The sequence below is a fragment of the Actinophytocola oryzae genome (assembly GCF_004364325.1).
Taxonomy (GTDB): Bacteria; Actinomycetota; Actinomycetes; order Mycobacteriales; family Pseudonocardiaceae; genus Actinophytocola; species Actinophytocola oryzae.
Map to the genome: position 1 here is coordinate 499,167 of NZ_SOCP01000003.1, position 17,338 is coordinate 516,504.

Consider the following 17,338-nt stretch of genomic DNA (forward strand, 5'->3'; position numbering starts at 1 on the left):
CCGACATGCCTAGGGCGGGGCTCTCCACCGCCGCCGTCGTCGACGCGGCGCTGGCCGTGGTGGACGAGCACGGGGAGGGGGCGCTCACGCTCGCCGCCGTCGCGCAACGGACTGGAGTGGCCACCCCCTCGCTCTACAAGCACGTCGCCGGCCTCGGGGAGCTGCGCACGCTGCTGGGTGCCCGCGTGATCGAGGACATGGCCGAGCGCTTCACCGACGCCGTCCTCGGCCGCGGCGGGGACGACGCGGTCACCGCGCTCATGCACGCCTACCGCGCCTACGTCAGGGAACACCCGGCGCGGTACGCCGCGATGCCGCTCGACCCGCTGCACGACCCGGCGCTCGCACCCGCCGGGACCAAGCTCCTCGAGGTCGTGCTGGGTGCCCTGCGTGCCTACGACCTCGACCCCTCCGCCGCCGTCCACGCCACCCGCTGTCTGCGTGCCGTCGCGCACGGGTTCGCCTCGCTCGAGGCAGGCGGTGGGTTCGGTCTGCCGGAGGACCTCGACCACACCTACGACCAGCTGATCGCCGCCGTCATCGACGGCGTGCTCCGTGACTGAAGGGGATCCCATGTACCGCAACGCCCTCGGCCTCGCCGGGGTGCTCTTCCTGCTCTACCCCGTCCTGCGGCCCTGGACCGACGAGACCACGACCTCGGGCGCGCACGAGGCCATGAGCTCCAACCTCTGGGTCGTCGCGCACTTCGCCGCCATGATCGGGTTCGTGTTGGTGCCTCTGGCCCTGCTCGGCTTACGCGACGCGATCGGGCTGACCCCCGTCGCCGTCATGTGGGTCGGGGCCGGCCTCACGCTGCCCTACTACGGCGCCGAGGACTTCGGCCTCCACGCGGCGGCCACCAACGGCACCAACCTGCTCGACGTCGTGGACGCCACGCGCTACAACCCCGTCGCCATCACGATCTTCGGGGTCGGCCTGGTGATGCTCGCGGTCGGCGCGGTACTCGTCGCGATCCCGCTGTGGCGGGCGGGCGCGGCCAACAAGTACGCGGCGGTCGTCTTCGCCGCCGGGTTCGTCCTGTTCCTGCCGCAGTTCTTCGCGCCGGAGCCGGTCAGGATCGCGCACGGCGTGCTGGTGCTGGTCGGGCTCGTCTGGCTGGCACTCACGACGTCCCCGCCGGTCAGGACGCCGCACGCCCGGTTACGCAGCCAGAGCGCCGCGTAGCGAGCGGTACAGCAGCGCGGCATCGCCCAGGCGGTGCCGCAGCTGCCGTTCCAGGCCGCCGATCGGGACGAGGTTCTGTGGTGCGCGTGGGTCCTTGTGCGGCGACGACGCCAGCGGCGGCAGCACGTGGGCGGTCACGTCGGCCAGCGCGACGGCGTCCTCGGGCCGCAGCTCGGCCGAGCACTCCAGCCGGACCGTCGCCGACCAGGGCGCCCGCGACTCGCCGGACGGCAGCTTCAGGTACCAGGACAGCCGCTCCCACGACGTGCCCATCTTGAACACCGGGCTCCGCTGTCCCGCCGTGAGCGACGCCACCACCGCCGCCTGCTCGGCCTGCAGGTACGACTTCTGGTGCGTCTTCACGTACCCGACCGTGCGGTCCAGGTGCGTGCGGCCACGCAGCGGCCCGTCCACCACCAGCAGGTCGTCCTCGACGTTGGACTTCTGCCGCCACTCGTTGGCCAGCTCGACCTCCAGCGCCGCCAGCCTGCCCGTCACGCCGAGCGTCAGCTTGTCCAGGCCACCGGACGTGCGGTGGAACCGGTATCGGGCGTGCCGGGTCTCGATGTCCACACCGTCCTCGGCGAACACGCCCCGGTCGACCCGCCAGTCGATGATCTGGGCGACGCCGTCGCAGCGGACGAGCCCGGCCGCGAGGGACGCGATCACCCCTGGCAGCGGCTCCGGCCCGTCCCCGTGCTTCCACACCCTGGCGTCGATGCGCTGGACGCCGTCGAGGAACAGCACCGAGCCGGGCACCGGCCCGTCGGCGGGCGTGACCGGCCGCCACGACGAGGCGGGCATCTCCACGTCCAGTTCGAGGCGGGCGGACGACTCGCGGCCGTCCAGCTCGTCGCCGCGTGCCACGCCGTAGCCGGGGTCCCACGGGTCGACGGTGTAGGTCGTCGGGTTGAGCAGTCCGGTCACCGTTGCACCATCACACCTCGACCCGCCGCAGTCGCGACGACGCGCCGTCGCGGGTCACGGCGAACTGCACCGGGACCCGTTCCGCCAGGGCGGGCACGTGGGTGACGATGCCGACCATCCGCTCGGTTTCGGACGCCAGACGCTCCAGAGTGGCCGCCACGGTGTCCAGCGTGGACTCGTCGAGCGTGCCGAAGCCCTCGTCGAGGAACATCGAGTTCAGGTCCCGTTTGCCACCCGACAGGCCGACGACCTGGTGTGACAGTGCGAGCGCCAACGCCAGCGACGCCTGGAACGTCTCCCCGCCGGACAGCGTGTTCACCGGCCGGATGGTCCCCGCGTCGTTGTGGTCCAGCACGACGAGGTCGTTGCGGGTGTCGCGGAGCAGCTCGTACTGCCCGCCGGAGAGCTGCATCAGGATCTCCGAGGCCTCGGTCACCAGCGACTCGAGTGCCTCCGCGCACAGCCACGCCTCGAACCCGTTGGACTTCAGCAGGTTGCCGAGCATCCGCGCGACCTGCTCCTCCTCCCGGCACGCGGCCACCTCGACCGCCAGCGCCGCCGACCGGGAACGCTTCTCCGTCAGGTCGGCGAGGTCGCGCCTGGCGTCGGCCAGCGACGACGCCAGCACGACGTCCGCCTTGTCCTTGGGCCCCAGCGTCACGTCGTGGGACGCGAGCAGCGCCGCCAGCTCGGCGCGGGCGGTCGTGCCCTGCGAGGCGAGGGCGTCGAGGGCCTGCTGCTGCTCGCCGAGCGCGGCGTCGAGCGTGACGCGCTGCGCGGTCGCCCAGTCGAGCAGCGACTGCCAGCCCGCGGCGAGGTCACCGCCGTCGACCTGCGGGACGCCGAGCGCGACGAACCGGTCGCGGTTGTCCCGCAGCACCGTCCAGGCGCGCTTCTCCTCGTCCGCCAGCTCGGCGCGGTCCCGCTGGGCCCGCTCGATGGCGGTCCTCGCCATCCTGGCGGCGGTCCTGGCCTTGTCGGCCGCGGTGTCGGCGGCCTCGCGCCGGGCCAGTGCGGCGTCGACCTCGGCGGCCTGCGGCGCGTCACGCAGCTCGGCGGCCAGCTCCTCGGCCTGCTTCTCCGCGCTCACGACGTCCGCACGGGCTGCCGCCGCGGCCTTGCTGGCCTCGGAGTGAGCCTTGCGCAACGTCGTGACCTGCGTCTTCGCCGCCTTGACCGCCGCTCGGGCCTCGTCGAGGTCGGCGGGCACGGCGTGGTGGGGCAGGTCGTGGACCTGCTGGCGGCACACCGGGCACGGCTCGCCCTCGACCAGGTCGGTGGCCAGGGCGACCGCGCGGTGCGCCCGGTCGGCGTCGGTCTGGGCGGTCTCCGCAGCGGCGAGCGCCTCCTCCGCGGCAGTGAACTCCGCGGCGGCCTTCTCCTCGGCGGTCGACGCGGACCCGGCAGTCGACCGGAGGCGTTCGAGCCGGTCGACGGCCGTCGCGGAGCGGGTGTGCGCGTCGCGCCAACGGGTCAGCACGGCGTGTTCCGGCAGGTCGGCATGGGCGGCTTCGGCCTCGGCCTCCGCCTTCTCGGCCCGCGTGCGTGCCTCGACGCGCTGCTGGATCTCCTCGTCCGCGACGGTCAGGCGAGTGGACAGGTCCGTCACGTCGGCGGGCTTGCGCAGGGACGACAGGTCGGTGAGCTGGGCCTTGACCGTGTCCGCCTCGGCGCGGGCGGTGGACCACTGGTCGCGGATGTCGGCCATCTTCTCGACGGCCTCGTCCACGGCGGGCACCAACGCGTCCAGCGCGTCGACCCGCTTCGCGGCGGCGGCGACCACCTCGTCGGTGACCGTGCCGAGGTCGTTGAGCTGCTTCTCGGTCATCGTCAGCTTGTTCGCGGCGACCTTGGCCCGCTCACGTGCCCGCTGGCCGACGTCCTCGTACACCGCGTACGCCAGCAGCTGGATCAGCAGGTCCTGCCGGTCACCGGGCTTGGCCTGCAGGAACTCGGCGAACCGGCCCTGCGGCAGCACCACGCACTGGGTGAACTGGTCGTACCCGATGCCCAGCAGCTCGGACACCGCGCCGGTGACCTTGTCGCCCTCGGCACGGGACTCGGCGACGGCCTCGAGGATCTTGGTGAGGTCGGCGTCCGGCGGCACCGAGGCGTCGAGCCGGTCCAGACGCGCCTCCTTGGTCTGCACGGCGCCCTGGGCGGTCCGGCGCAGCAGCCGCACGGCCGCGTACCGTCCACCCGCGGCCTCGAACACCAGGCACACCCTGCCCTCGTTGACCGAGGGCGCGAGCGCGTTGCGGATGGCGTCCTTCTTGCCCCACCGCGGAACCGTGCCGTACAGGGCGAAACACAGCGCGTCGATCACCGTGGACTTGCCGGCACCCGTCGGCCCGGTGAGCACGAAGAAGTCGACGTCGTGCAGCTCGACGTCGGTTCGCTCGCGGTAGCTGCCGAACCCCTCGAACATCAGGCGAAGCGGACGCATCAGCGGCTCCCTGTCGAGTCTTCGAGCAGCTCGGAGAACATCGCGGCCAGGCGCGGGTCGTCGATCTCCCTCTCCGACAGGAAGTCCGCGAACAGGTCGGCGGGGGTGCGCCCGATCCGCGACTTCACCTCACCGGCGTGCGCCTTGGCCAGGAAGTCCTCGTGGATCTTCACGTCGAGGGTGTTCGGCAGCTTCTCGCGGACCATGTCGGCGAGCCCGGCGCTGGCCTTCTGCTTGAGGATCACCCGCAGGAACGCGTCCCCGGCCTCCTCGCCCGCGGCGATGACCTCGTCGAGCGTGCCCCGCAGCGTGGTCAGCCGCCGGCCACCGGTGAGGGGCACCGGGCGGATCGTGGCGCGGCTGTCGGGGGTCGCGTGGACGATCACCGCCATCGACTCGTTGTCCTCCTCACCGAAGTCGAGTGCGATGGGCGAGCCCGAGTAGGCGATGGGGCAGGGGCCGTCGATCTGCTGGTAGCGGTGGAGGTGGCCGAGTGCGGCGTAGTGCGTGCTGACGGGGAAGGTGTCCGGCGGCACCTCGTAACCCAGGAGCGACTGCACCTCGCGTTCCCCACCACCCCACCGGCCGCCGAGCAGGGTCGCGTGGGTGGTGACGAGGTTGACCGTGTCGCCGGTGAAGCCGTCGCACAGCATGCCGATGATCGACCGCATGCGGTTGGCGTAGTCCTGGTTGTGCTGCGACGGCGCGTGGAGCAGCACCTCCGCGGCACGCACGGCGACCCGGTGGGACAGGAACGGCAGCGCGGCGACGACCGCCCGCTCCCCCGACCTCGTGTCGAGGGTGAGGGTGCCGCCCCGGTCGGGCCGCTGGGGGGTGCCGATCACGTGCAGCCCCAGCTCGCCGAGCACCGGCCGGTAGACGTCCTGCACCAGGCGGGAGTTGTCGTGGTTGCCAGCCAGCACGACGACGTGGCGCCCCTCGGCACGCAGCGCCATGAGCGTCTGCATGACCAGGCCCTGCGCCTGCGGGCCCGGTGCGGTCGTCTCGAACAGGTCGCCCGCCACGATGACCAGGTCGACGTCCTCGTCGTTCGCGAGCCGCACCAGGTCGCGGAGCACGAGCCGCTGTTCGTCGATGCGTGGCTGGTTCTTCAGCACCTTGCCGACGTGCCAGTCGGCTGTGTGCAGGATCTTCACGCCTTACCCCTCACTGCGACACGGTTCGCTCCGCAAGCTCCGCTCAGAAGGGAGGTGGGTCGTCGTCCAGTCCGGCGAACGGATCGGCCGGCTGGGCAGGCCCGTCGTCAACCCCGTTCCAGGCGCCCTTCTCCGAGGACCGGGTGGCCCACGCCGGGAACGGGAACTCGATGGCCAGCGGCACCGGGATGTCCGGCTGCGACACGAACATGGTGCCTGGCTTGGCGATGGTCGCGCGCTGACGCTGCGCGGGCGGCAGGTAGCCGTACTCCGGTCGCGACGCCTCGGCCGGGTCGAGCCTGCCCGCGACGCGGATGGAGCAGTTGGCGACGATCCGGCGCTCCACCTCCGACGCGGTCTGCTGCGCGCCGATCAGGATCACGCCGAGCGAGCGCCCGCGTTCCGCCACATCCAGCAGGATCTGCTTGATCGGGCTGTCGCCGTCACGCGGGGCGTACTTGTTCAGCTCGTCGAGCACGATGAACATGAGCGGCCTGGCGGTGCCCTGCTCCTCCTTGCGGCGGAACTCCTGGCGCAGTGACACACCGACCACGAACCGCTGCGCGCGGTCGGGCAGGTTGTGCAGGTCGATGACCGTGACCTGCGCCTTCGACGTCGTCAGCGACCGGTCGCCCCGGTCCTTCAGGTCCGCCCGGATCAGCCGCTCCAGGGGCTTCACCGCCGACCGCAGGCGCCGCAGGAACGCGTTCACGCTGCCGGTGGACGTGGACCCGGCCACCCAGTCGCGGCGGATCTCCTCGTCGAGCAGCTCGTCCTCGATCAACGCGACCAGCTGCTCGAACGTGCGGATCGGACCGCCGTTGCGGGCGTCCACGCCGTTGACCGAGATCGCGCCGTCCGTGCCGACCTTCTGGTAGTCACGCCGCAGCCGGGCCGCGACCTGGCTGATCAGCATCGTGTACTGGGCACGTTCGTCCTCGCCGTCGGCGAACACGAACGGCATCAGCTCCTGCTCGCAGAACTCCGCGAGCGTCCAGTAGAACGGGCTGACCGCCTTGTCCCGCGCACGCACGTCCGGCGTGCCGTTCGGGTCGCCAGGGCGGGGCGGCGCGAAGACCTGCACGTTGCGGAACGAGTGCGCGGGCAGGCCGAGCCTGGCGTACTTGTCGCGGAACTCCTCACGCAGGCGGGAGTTGTCGTAGTCGAGGAACAGCAGGTCCTCGCCCTTGACGGAGAAGATCAACGCCTTGGTGTTGTGGGCCTCACCGGCCAGGACACCCGAGGTGAAGATCGAGTGCAGCAGGAACGTGGCGAACGAGGTCTTGGTCGCGATGCCCGACACGCCGGAGATCGAGACGTGCCCGCCGCGCGTGCCGTCCACGAACTCGAAGTTGAGGTACACGGGTTGCCCGTCACGCCCGAGCCCGATCGGCACCTTCGCGTCGGCCATCGTGTCGAAGTACAGGGCGGAGTCGCGTTCCTCGCCCATCGCCCGCGACACCTCGGCGCCCGGCCTCGGCGGCACGTACACCTCGGGCTCGACCCTGGTGACGGTGATCTCGGCGACCTCGGACACCTCGGCGGGCAGCGCGCCGTCGGAGATGAGGAACACGTCGGAGGCGAACCGGGCACCCTCGTGGCCGGCCTCGATGTTGGTGACCACGCCCGCGATCTGGATCTCGGTCCCGTCCGGCAGCTTGCGCCGGGTCACGACCACGTCGTCGAGCTGGAGGTACTGGTCGGGGGCCACGCCGACGGAGAACTCGAGGGGGCTCGCGGCCACCGTGCCGACCACGAGGCCGACGGGCCGCTGGCCCGCGGCCAGGTCGGTCGCGCCGTTCGGGGATCCGTTCGGCTCCGCCACGCACTGCTCCTTCTGGTGGGAAGGCCAGCAGTCTATGTCCGCGTGAACGCCCGCCCCGGGACCCCCGCCATCATGGGAGTGCCGTCTCGAACAGCCAGGCGTCGAAGAAGCCGCGCAGTGACCGGTCGGCGTGGCGTTCGGCGAGCGCGACGAAGTCGTCGGTGGTGGCGGTGGCGTGACGGTACGTGTCCGTCCACTGGCGCAGGAGGGCGAAGAACGGCGAGTCGCCGAGCTGTGTGCGCAGGGTGTGCAGGGTGAGGGCGCCTCGCCGGTAGAGGCGGTCGTCGAACATCTCGCGGGCTGACGGGTCGCCGATGCGTAAGTTCTGCGGCAGCCCGGCGAGCACCTCGCGCGACCGGGTGGCCAGCGCCGTCGAGGACGGGCCGCCGGAGCGCTCCGACCACAGCCACTCCGCGTAGGCGGCGAAGCCCTCGTTCAGCCAGATGTGCCGCCAGTCCGCGAGCCCGACGCTGTTGCCGAACCACTGGTGCGCCAGCTCGTGCGCGACGAGCCGCTCGTGCGCGCGTGTGCCGTCCACGTGGTTGGCGCCGAAGATCGACAGGCCCTGCGCCTCGACCGGTACCTCGAGGTCGTCGTCGGTCACGACCACCGCGTACTCGGCGAACGGGTACGGTCCGAACAGGTCGGTGAACAGGCGCATGATCCGGTTCTGGCGCCCGAAGTCGTACTGGGCGTCGGTCAGCCTGCGGCGGGTCGCGGCCAGGATCTGGCCGGAGGAAAGCAGAACCCGCTCGTAGTGTCCTATCTGGACGGTCGCGAGGTACGGCGACATCGGCTCGCCTGCCTCGTAGGTCCACGTCGTCGTCGACCCGCTCGTGAGCCGCGACGACAGCACCCCGTTGGCCACCACCGTGTACGCCAGCGGCACGGTCACGGCGATCCGGTAGGTGGCCTTCGCACCGACCCGGTCGTCGCACGGGAACCAGGACGGCGCGCCGACGGGCTGGCTCGCGACGATCACGCCGTCGGTCAGCTCGTCCCAGCCGACGTCGCCCCAGTACCGGGTGTGCACCGGCTCGGGGCGCCCGCCGTAGCGGATCTCGACCGAGAACGGCGTGTCCACGAGGAACGGCCCCCGGATCCGCAGCTTGGCGCCCCGGTGCGACCAGCGGGCGGGCCTGCCGTCCACGAGCACCCGCTCGACCCGCAGGCCGCGCAGGTCCAGCTCGACGACCGCGTCCACCGAGGTGGCGACGACCGTCAGCCGCGCCCTCGCGGCCAGCCGACCCGTAGACGGCTTCGTCCGTAACTCAAGGTCGTAGTGCGAGATCCGGGAGTTCAGCGCCATGCCGAGACGGGGTTGCCGAGCCACCGTGTGCCCGAGGGCACCTGTTCGCCCGCCATGACGAGCGAGGCGGGTCCGACACACGCGTGGGCGCCGACCATCGTGCCCGGCAGGACGATCCCGTGCGGTCCGAGCGTCGCGCCCGCCGCCAGCGTCACCTGGTCCATACGCAAGATCCGATCATGGAAGAGGTGGGTTTGCACAACACAACCTCGGTTCACGGTCGCACCGTCACCCAGGTGGACCAGGTCTGCCTCCGGCAGCCAGTACGACTCGCACCACACACCGCGCCCGACCCGTGCGCCGAGTGCGCGCAGCCACCACGACATGACCGGCGTGCCACCGGACGCGCCGACGAGCCACGGCACCGCCAGGACCTCGACGAACGTGTCCGCCAGCTCGCCACGCCACACCGCGGAGCTCCACAGCGGGTGGTTGCGGGCACGGAAGCGTCCGACCAGCGCCCACTTCGCGGCGGCGGCGACCAGGCAGGCCACGACCCCGGCCGCGCCGAGCAGCACACCGGCGAGCAGCAGGCCGAGCGGGAAGCCCAGGTAGGCGATGCCCGCCATGACCACGACGGCCAGGGCGACCGAGCACATCACCGGCACGACCCGGCACAGCTCGACCAGCGCGCGGGCGACGAGCAGCCCGCGGGTGGGCTCGTAGGTGCGTCCCGTGTCGCCGCCCTCGGCGACACGCGGCAGCTTGATCGGGGGCATGCCCAGGTAGGAGCTGCCTGCCTTGGCACGCTTGGGCGCCGCCGACAGCACGCCGACCAGGCCGCGCTTGGGCACCGACCGGCCGGGCGCGGCCATGCCGGAGTTGCCGACGAACGCGCGCTTGCCGACCCGGACGGCCGCGACGTGCAGCCAGCCGCCACCCAGCTCGTAGGCGGCGACCATGGTGTCGTCGGCGAGGAACGCGCCGTCGCCGACGGTCGTCATGGTCGGCAGCGCGACCACGGTCGACACCTCGGCGCCCCGGCCGATCCGCATGCCGAGCAGCCGCAGCCAGACGGGCGTCGCGAGGCCCGCGTACAGGGGGAACAGCAGGCCGCGGGCGGAGTCCATGAGCCGCAGCGTCGCCCACGCCTGCCACGCGACCCGACCGCGCACGGGGTGGTGCCCCTCGCGAAGGCCGATGCCGAGCAGCCGCACGGACACGAGCGTGACCAGCGCGTACGTGCCCAGCCATGCCACGGTCGCCGCGGGCACGACCGCGAGCGCGGCACCCGGGGTCGGGGTGGTGCCGACGAGCGCGATCGCCAGCCACAGTGCCGGGAGCGCGGCGACGGCGGGCAGGTGCGACAGCAGCACCGAGGTGGTGTCGTAGACGGTGAGCCACAGGCGCGGGCGGGCCGGCCGGGCCTTGGGCCAGCGGCGGGCGGCCTTGCCGTCCTTCACCGCGGGCACGCCGGACCAGCGCTGCCCGGTCGGGACCGAGCCGGTCACGCCGGAGCCCGCCGCGATCTCGGCACGCTTGCCGATGCGGGTGCCGGGGAAGAGCGTGCTGCGGGCGCCCACGACCGCGCCCGCCCCGATGCGGATCTTGCCGATGTGCACGACGTCGCCGTCGACCCAGTGACCCGACAGGTCGACCTCGGGCTCGACCGCCGCGCCCCTGCCGACCTTGAGCAGGCCGGTGACCGGCGGCAGCGAGTGCAGGTCGACATCCTCGGCGATCCTGGCGCCGAGCGCGCGGGCGTAGTGGGTGAGCCACGAGCCGGCGAGGTCGGTCGCACCGGACCGCTCCGCCAGCTGCTCGGCCGCCCACAGCCGCAGATGGACCTTGCCGCCGCGCGGGTAGGTGCCCGGTCTGACGCCACGCAGGAGCAACCGCGCACCGCCTGCCGCGACGGCGACGCGGCCGGGCGGGCTGAACAGCAGCAGCCAGCCGAGGCCGACCAGCCACCACGACACGGTCCACGGGTAGCCGACGACGTTGCCGACCGCGGCGAGCACGACGGTCCAGCGCAGGCCGACGAGCGTCAGCAGCGGGATCGTCGCGAGCGTCTGCACCAGGGCCGCGCGGCGGGGCACCGGTGCGATCTCCCTGGTCTCGGTGTGAGTGCCGCCCAGCTCGTCGAGCCGCGCGGCGAGCGCCGCGACCGTCGGCGAGTGGTAGACGTCGGTGACCGAGAGGGTCGGGAAGTCGGCGCGGACCAACGAGACGAGCTTCGCCGCCGCGAGACTGCCGCCACCGCAGTCGAAGAAGTCGGCCTTCGGACCCGCCGGCGGCACCCCGAGGACCTCGGCCCAGCGCTCGGCGAGCCACGCCTGGGTGCCGTACAGCTCCTCGGTCTCCACCGGACCGAGGTCCAACGGCCAGGGCAGCGCGTTGCGGTCGACCTTGCCGGACGTGCGGGTCGGCAGCGTCTCGACGACCGCGAGCCTCGGCACCAGTGCCGAGGGCAGCGCCTCCCGCAGGCGGGCGACCGCGCCGTCCGCGTCGAAGTCCTGTGCGACGACCAGGTAGCCGACGAGCAGCTGTGTGCCCGCGGCGGTCGTGCGGACGGCCGCCGCCGCGCCGGTCACGTCCGGCAGGGCCTGGAGGGCCGCGTCGATCTCACCGAGCTCGATGCGCCTGCCGCCGAGCTTGACCTGCTCGTCGGCGCGGCCGAGGAACAGGAGGCCCGCCGGCTCCGCGCGCACGAGGTCGCCGCTGCGGTAGGCACGCGGCCAGCCGAGCGAGGGCAGCGGCGCATACTTCTCCGCGTCCTTGGCCGGGTCGAGGTAGCGGGCCAGGCCGACGCCGCCGATCACCAGCTCGCCGGTCTCGCCCATGGGCACGACCTCACCCGCGGCGTCGACGACGGCCAGCTCCCAGCCCGCGAGGGGCAGCCCGATGCGCACCGGGCCGACGCCGCTCATGCGGGCACCGCAGGCGACGACGGTCGCCTCGGTGGGACCGTAGGTGTTCCACACCTCGCGGCCGTCCTGGGTGAGCCGCTCGGCCAGCTCCGGCGGGCACGCCTCGCCGCCGAGGATCAGCAGGCGGACGTCGTCGAGGGCCTCGGCGGGCCACAGGGCGACGAGGGTCGGGACCGTCGAGACGACGGTGATCTCCTGCTCGACCAGCCACGGGCCGAGGTCGACGCCGGTGCGGACGAGCCAGCGGGGTGCGGGCACCAGGCAGGCGCCGTTGCGCCAGGCGAGCCACATCTCCTCGCAGGAGGCGTCGAACGCGACCGAGAGGCCGGCGAGGACGCGGTCGTCGGGCCCGATCGGGTCGTCGGCGAGGAAGAGCCGGGCCTCGGCGTCCACGAACGCGGCGGCCGAGCGGTGGCTGACCGCCACACCCTTCGGCCTGCCGGTCGAGCCGGAGGTGAAGATGATCCAGGCGTCGTCCTCGAGCCCGGCCCGCCCGCCGCCGATCGGCGTGTCCCCCATGACGAGCGACCGGCCCTCGCCGAGCACCGCGCACACGCCTGCCTCGCCGAACACCAGGTCGGCGCGCTCGTCAGGGTCCTCGAAGTCGACCGGCACGTAGGCGGCACCCGCCGCGAGGACGGCGAGGATCGACACGTAGAGGTCGGCCGTGCCGGACGGGACGCGGATGCCGACCCGGTCACCCGCGCCGACACCCTCCGCGGCGAGCTTCTGGCTCAGCTCCTCGACCGCGCCGATCAGCTCGAGGTAACTGAGGGTGACCGTGCCGTCGTCGATCGCCAGAGCCGCGGGGTGGCGGGAAGCGGTGTCCGCGATGATGTCGTTGAGGGTGCGCGGGAGTGCCGCCGCGGCGCCGCTGAAGCGGGCGACCGAGGTGGTCAGTTCGTCGAGCAGGGCGGTTTCACAGACGGCGGTCATCGCACACCGGCCGGACGCAGACGCAAGAATTCCTCCGAGGTCAGTCGCTGCATCCGACGCAGGGGCAGCGGGCCAACCGGCAACTTTACCGCGCGTTCACGTCAGGTACCGCACCACGTCACCCGTTGGTGCGTGAACTCACAGTGACATTGGCTCGCTGTGACATTGGCTCGCTCCGCTCGCGGTGAGCGGGCCTTCACCCGGCGTCTTCCCTCCTGCGCGCGCAAGCCCCTGGGCTCGTACCTCGCACAGAGGCTTCCGTGCTCGTCAGTCCAGACACCGGCGGCCCACTCACAGTGTTGGTTTGGCTCGCTCCGCTCGCGGTGAGCGGGCCTTCACCCGGCGTCTTCCCTCCTGCGCGCGCAAGCCCCTGGGCTCGTACCTCGCACAGAGGCTTCCGTGCTCGTCAGTCCAGACACCGGCGGCCCACTCACAGTGTTGGTTTGGCTCGCTCCGCTCGCGGTGAGCGGGCCTTCACCCGGCGTCTTCCCTCCTGCGCGCGCAAGCCCCTGGGCTCGCTTCGCTCGCGCAGAGGCTTCCGTGCTCGTCAGTCCAGACGCCGGCGGCCCGCTCACGGTGTTGGTTTGGCTCGCTCCGCTCGCGGATGACCGGGCCTGCACCCGGCCCGCTCACGCGTTGCCTGGTTGCACCGTCTCTTCGCATGGGCGGCGGGGGCCTTCGGTCTGGTCAGTCCTTGGCGGCTGCCCTCGCTGCGATGCGGGCGCGGACCTCGGGGCGGCGGAGCGGCGGGACGGTGGGCGGGGGCTGCTTGCGCGGTGGCAGCTCGGCCAGTAGGCGGGTGGTGCTCGCCGCGATCTCGGCGACCGCCTGTTCGATGGCGGCGCGGGTCTTGTCGGTGACGCTCTGTATGCCCGCGACCTTGCGGACGTACTGGAGTGCGGCCGCCTGGATCTCCTCGGCCGTGGCGGCGGGCTCGAGCCCACGTAGCGCGGTGATGTTTCGGCACATGCCCCCGACCCTACGTCGAGCCGTCCTGACAGAAAGTCGCCAAAGTGCTCGATCAGTGGGAAAATTTTTACCGCATCGGGCGATTGCCGCGCCTCCCACCGGGCCCCACTCTGATCTTGCCCTGGTCACCCCGGGGCGTCCCTGCGAGCGTGTGGAGGCAGCCCATGCGTGTCCGTAAGAACTCCCTGCGATTGGTGGCCGTCACCGCGGCCGTCACCCTGCTGACCCTGGCCGGCGTCACCCAGGCACAGGCGGCCGCCGGCCCGTACACGGCACTCGGCGACTCCTACTCCTCCGGCGTCGGCACCCGCACCTACTACTCGGACAGCGGCTCCTGCTACCGCGGCCCGAACGCCTACCCGGTCAAGGTCGCCGCCCAGCTCGGCGCACCGCTGACGTTCGCGGCGTGTTCCGGCGCGAAGGTGCCGGACGTGCTGAACCAGCTCGGCAGCCTCAACGCGAGCACCGCGTTCGTGACCGTGTCGGTCGGCGGCAACGACGCCGGCTTCGCGGACGTGATCACGCGCTGTGCCCTGCCGTGGCCGTGGACCTGCACGAACGAGATCAACAACGCGAACAACTACATCCGCACGACCCTGCCCGGCGCGCTCGACAACCTCTACAACCAGATCCGCTCGCGGGCACCCGGCGCGAAGGTCGTCGTGGTCGGCTACCCGCGGCTGTTCAACGGCGAGGAGTGCAACGCGCTCGCCCGGATCAGCCCGGCCGAGCAGACCTCGCTCAACGCGACGGCCGACCTGCTGGCCACCACCATCGGCGGCAGGGCGGCGGCACACGGGTTCGGCTTCGTCGACGTCCGCACGGCCTTCACCGGCCACGCGGTCTGCGACGATGTCGAGTGGCTCAACGGCCTGTCCAACCCGGTCCTCGAGTCCTACCACCCGAACGTCGCCGGACAGGCGAGCGGCTACACCCCGCTCGTCGCCAGCGCCCTGTCGGCAGCTCTGACCCAGGTCTGAACCCACTTTCCGGATGAGCCGTCTGGTGCGGTCGCCGCAAGCCGGCCGCCACCAGACGGCTCATATCATGAAAAGCCCCCGAACGGGTTGTCTCGTAATTTTCGACATATGTTTTCCGTAGCATTACGGGCGCGTATCCACCTGAAGGTTTTTCTCGTTACTCCAGGCGTAGGACGACTCGTAACGGGATTTCGGTTCGCCGGGACACACTCACCAGTGGGAACGGCGATCGGATGGGGTCGCCGCACCAGGCTGATTACCGTCCCCAGGAGGAGATGCATGGCGCGCCAAAGCTCCAGTGGCTCGGCTGAGCAGGAGGATGGACGATCTATCAGGGTTTTACTCGCGGAGGACATGGACCTGCTGCGCACCGCGCTCGTGAGCATGCTCGAGGACGAGGAGGACATCGAGGTGATCGCGGACCTGAAATGCGACCAGCAGGCAGTTTCGGTGGCTTTGCGACTGCGACCGGACGTCGCGGTCATCGCCGCGGACATACCGGAGAACAAAGGTCTGTCAACAGTACACGAGATACGAAAAAAATTACCGGAGTGCCAGATAGTCGCGTTGACCGTTACCCGGCCCGCCGGCCTGCTGAAGCGCCTGCTCGCCGCCGACGTATCCGGACTGATAGACAAGAACGCGCCGGCCACCCGGCTGCTGCACGCGATCCGCAATGTCGCGGACGGCGGCACCGTGATCGACGCGAACCTGGTGGTGGCCGCACTGGCCGCCGGGAGCAATCCCTTCACTCCCAGGGAGTTGACCGTGCTGCGGCTCGCCGCCGAGGGGGCGAGCGGCCCGGAGATCGCCAAGCAGCTCTCGCTGTCGCCCGGCACCGTGCGGAACTACCTGTCGAACGCCATGAACAAGACTGGGGCGAGGACGCGGATCGACGCGATCCGGATCGCGACGGAGTCAGGCTGGCTGTGAGGCCGGGGTCCGTCCGGCCTCCCAGTGCCCGAGCAGCTCGCGGTACAGCGGAGAGGTACGCAGGAGCGTCGCGTGGTCGCCGACCGCGGCGCCCGCGCCGTCCAGGACGAGCACCCGCTCCGCACGCAACGCGGAGCTGATCCGGTGGGCGATGACGACCAGGGTGCCGGGCCGTTCGGCGAAAGCCAGTTCGGCCCGGCGCTCCGCGGCGGGGTCGAGGTGGCAGGTGGCCTCGTCGAGCACGATCAGCGGTGCCGGTGACAGGTAGGCCCGCACCAGTGCGACGAGCTGTCGCTCCCCAGAGGACATCTCCAGGGGGCTGACCTGGGCGTCGTAGTCCCCGAACCGCGCACCGACCTTCGCTGCGGCGAGTTCGATCTCGGCGGTGGTGGCGCCGGGGTTCAGGTAGGTGAGGTTGTCGCGCAGGGTGCCGGTGAAGACGTAGGCCTCCTGGGGGATCAGCACCCTGGTGGCGGCCAGCGTCGCGAGGTCCAGCTCCGCGGCGGGGGTCTCGCCGAGCAGGACCTCGCCTCGATCGGGCCTGCGCAGCCCGCAGACGAGACTGACCAGAGTGGACTTCCCGATGCCGCTCGGGCCGACCACCGCGAGGTGCTCGCCGGGCACGACCGAGAGGTCGAGGTCGGCGATGACGGGCTCCGCGTGCGGCCCGTAGGCGAAGGTGACCTTGCGCAGCTCGACGGCGTAACCCGTGGCGGTGCCGTGCCTCGGCTCGGCGGGCGGCACGTCGCTCGCGTCGAGCACGCGGCCGAGCGTGATCACGAACCGCAGCCCGCTCCCGCCGACCCCGGCGACGAAGCTCTGCAGTGCGGGCTGGAGTCCGAACAGGACGTAGGTGGCGCCGCCGAGCAGCTCACCCGCGGTGAGCCCGTCGCGGACGAGTGCGGGTCCGGCGAACAGCAGGAGCAGAAGCGGCACCCAGCCGCCGAGGGCGAAGCACGCGGTGCGCAGGGCGGCGACGCCCGCGAGTGCCCGTTCTGCGGCGGCCTGCTCGTCGATTGGTTGCTTTACCAGTGCCGCGGCGTCTTTCTCGGTGCCGCACGCGACTACGTCGCGAGTGCCCGCGAAAACCTGTCCGGCGGCGGCACTGAGTTTCTCGTCGGCCAACACGGCCGCGCGTTGGCGATTCGCCGCCAATCCCAGCATCGCGACGAATCCGCCGAGACCCAGTACGAAGGGCGGCAGGAGGAGAAATGCAATTGCAGGTGCAAGGGAGAATACCCCGACGACCACGCCGACAACGGTGACGAGAAACCCGCGAATGACGATGACGAGCCCGGCGTAGGTATCACGCGCGACTTCCACCTGGCGGGTGAGCCGTGCCAAAGCACCGTGATCCGGCCGCTCGGCGATTCCGTTACGGATTGCCCCGCCGACCACCCGCTCGACGAGCCCGTCCCGAAACGGCTCGGCCAGTTCCCCGAGCCGCCGGAAAACCATCCGGGTGCCGAGCGCACCCGCCCCGGCGACGACGAGAAGTGACGCGAGCCAGAAAAGCCCGACGACGGGCCGCCCGGCGAGGAACCCGCGGTCGACCGCGTTGGCGATGACGAACCCTGAGGTCGCGGCGGGCAGGGCCTCGGGAACCGACCAGGCGACGAGCGCCACCGTAGGCGCCGCCCTGAACGACCGAACGGCATACCGCAGCTCACGCCTCACGCCCCGACCCCCGCTGCACTGAAGGACGCCTTCGTAACGCTGGGCGCACCGAAGGACGCCTTCCTAACACTGGGCGCACCGAAGGACGCCTTCGCAACGCCCGGCGCACCGAAGGACGCCTTCC

At 71.7% G+C, this 17,338-nt stretch carries 12 protein-coding genes; 4 read left to right on the top strand and 8 right to left on the bottom strand.

The window, feature by feature from the left end; genetic code table 11:
* The first annotated feature begins 5 nt into the window (after positions 1-5).
* Together CLV71_RS09680 and CLV71_RS09685 are read left to right on the top strand one after the other, a co-directional pair.
* The gene (locus CLV71_RS09680; protein WP_133902296.1) at positions 6-563 is read left to right on the top strand and encodes a TetR-like C-terminal domain-containing protein; all 558 of its coding nucleotides are present in this window, start codon (positions 6-8) and stop codon (positions 561-563) included.
* A gap of 10 nt (positions 564-573) precedes the next feature.
* Positions 574-1,185, top strand: coding sequence for a hypothetical protein (locus CLV71_RS09685; protein ID WP_133902297.1), 612 nt, complete (start codon positions 574-576; stop codon positions 1,183-1,185).
* Here the strand turns inward: CLV71_RS09685 and CLV71_RS09690 are convergent.
* The 7 genes from CLV71_RS09690 to CLV71_RS09720 form a co-directional block, all read right to left on the bottom strand.
* Positions 1,162-2,112, bottom strand: a complete 951-nt coding sequence (locus CLV71_RS09690; RefSeq protein WP_243866326.1) for a hypothetical protein — start codon at positions 2,110-2,112, stop codon at positions 1,162-1,164. The two genes, CLV71_RS09685 and CLV71_RS09690, sit on opposite strands and share 24 nt — an antisense overlap.
* A 10-nt stretch (positions 2,113-2,122) precedes the next feature.
* A complete protein-coding gene (locus tag CLV71_RS09695) occupies positions 2,123-4,558 on the bottom strand; it encodes an AAA family ATPase (RefSeq protein WP_133902298.1) in 2,436 nt (811 codons plus the stop codon).
* Positions 4,558-5,715: an exonuclease SbcCD subunit D gene (locus CLV71_RS09700; RefSeq protein WP_133902299.1), complete on the bottom strand. Its 1,158-nt coding sequence runs from the start codon at positions 5,713-5,715 to the stop codon at positions 4,558-4,560. Before CLV71_RS09700 ends, CLV71_RS09695 begins: the two co-directional genes overlap by 1 nt.
* 43 nt (positions 5,716-5,758) lie before the next feature.
* A complete protein-coding gene (locus CLV71_RS09705; protein ID WP_133902300.1) occupies positions 5,759-7,540 on the bottom strand; it encodes an ATP-binding protein in 1,782 nt (593 codons plus the stop codon).
* 70 nt (positions 7,541-7,610) lie between these two features.
* A complete protein-coding gene (locus CLV71_RS09710; protein WP_133902301.1) occupies positions 7,611-8,849 on the bottom strand; it encodes a M1 family metallopeptidase in 1,239 nt (412 codons plus the stop codon).
* On the bottom strand, positions 8,840-12,655 hold the full coding sequence (locus CLV71_RS09715; protein ID WP_133902302.1) for a Pls/PosA family non-ribosomal peptide synthetase: 3,816 nt from the start codon (positions 12,653-12,655) through the stop codon (positions 8,840-8,842). Before CLV71_RS09715 ends, CLV71_RS09710 begins: the two co-directional genes overlap by 10 nt.
* A 687-nt stretch (positions 12,656-13,342) precedes the next feature.
* Entirely contained in the window at positions 13,343-13,624 is a 282-nt protein-coding gene (locus CLV71_RS09720; protein WP_133902303.1) for a DUF2277 domain-containing protein, read from the bottom strand.
* A 164-nt stretch (positions 13,625-13,788) separates the two neighbouring features.
* On the opposite strand from CLV71_RS09720, the gene CLV71_RS09725 reads away from it, so the two are divergent.
* Positions 13,789-14,604 (top strand): SGNH/GDSL hydrolase family protein, encoded by an 816-nt coding sequence (locus tag CLV71_RS09725; RefSeq protein WP_133902304.1) that lies wholly within the window; start codon positions 13,789-13,791, stop codon positions 14,602-14,604.
* Positions 14,605-14,883: 279 nt separating this feature from the next.
* Positions 14,884-15,537 carry a response regulator transcription factor gene (locus CLV71_RS09730; RefSeq protein WP_133902305.1) on the top strand — a complete coding sequence of 218 codons (654 nt, stop codon included), beginning with the start codon at positions 14,884-14,886 and terminating at the stop codon, positions 15,535-15,537.
* On the opposite strand, the gene CLV71_RS09735 is transcribed toward CLV71_RS09730, so the two are convergent.
* Positions 15,523-17,214 carry an ATP-binding cassette domain-containing protein gene (locus CLV71_RS09735; RefSeq protein WP_133902306.1) on the bottom strand — a complete coding sequence of 564 codons (1,692 nt, stop codon included), beginning with the start codon at positions 17,212-17,214 and terminating at the stop codon, positions 15,523-15,525. The genes CLV71_RS09730 and CLV71_RS09735 overlap by 15 nt on opposite strands.
* Positions 17,215-17,338: the final 124 nt, after the last annotated feature.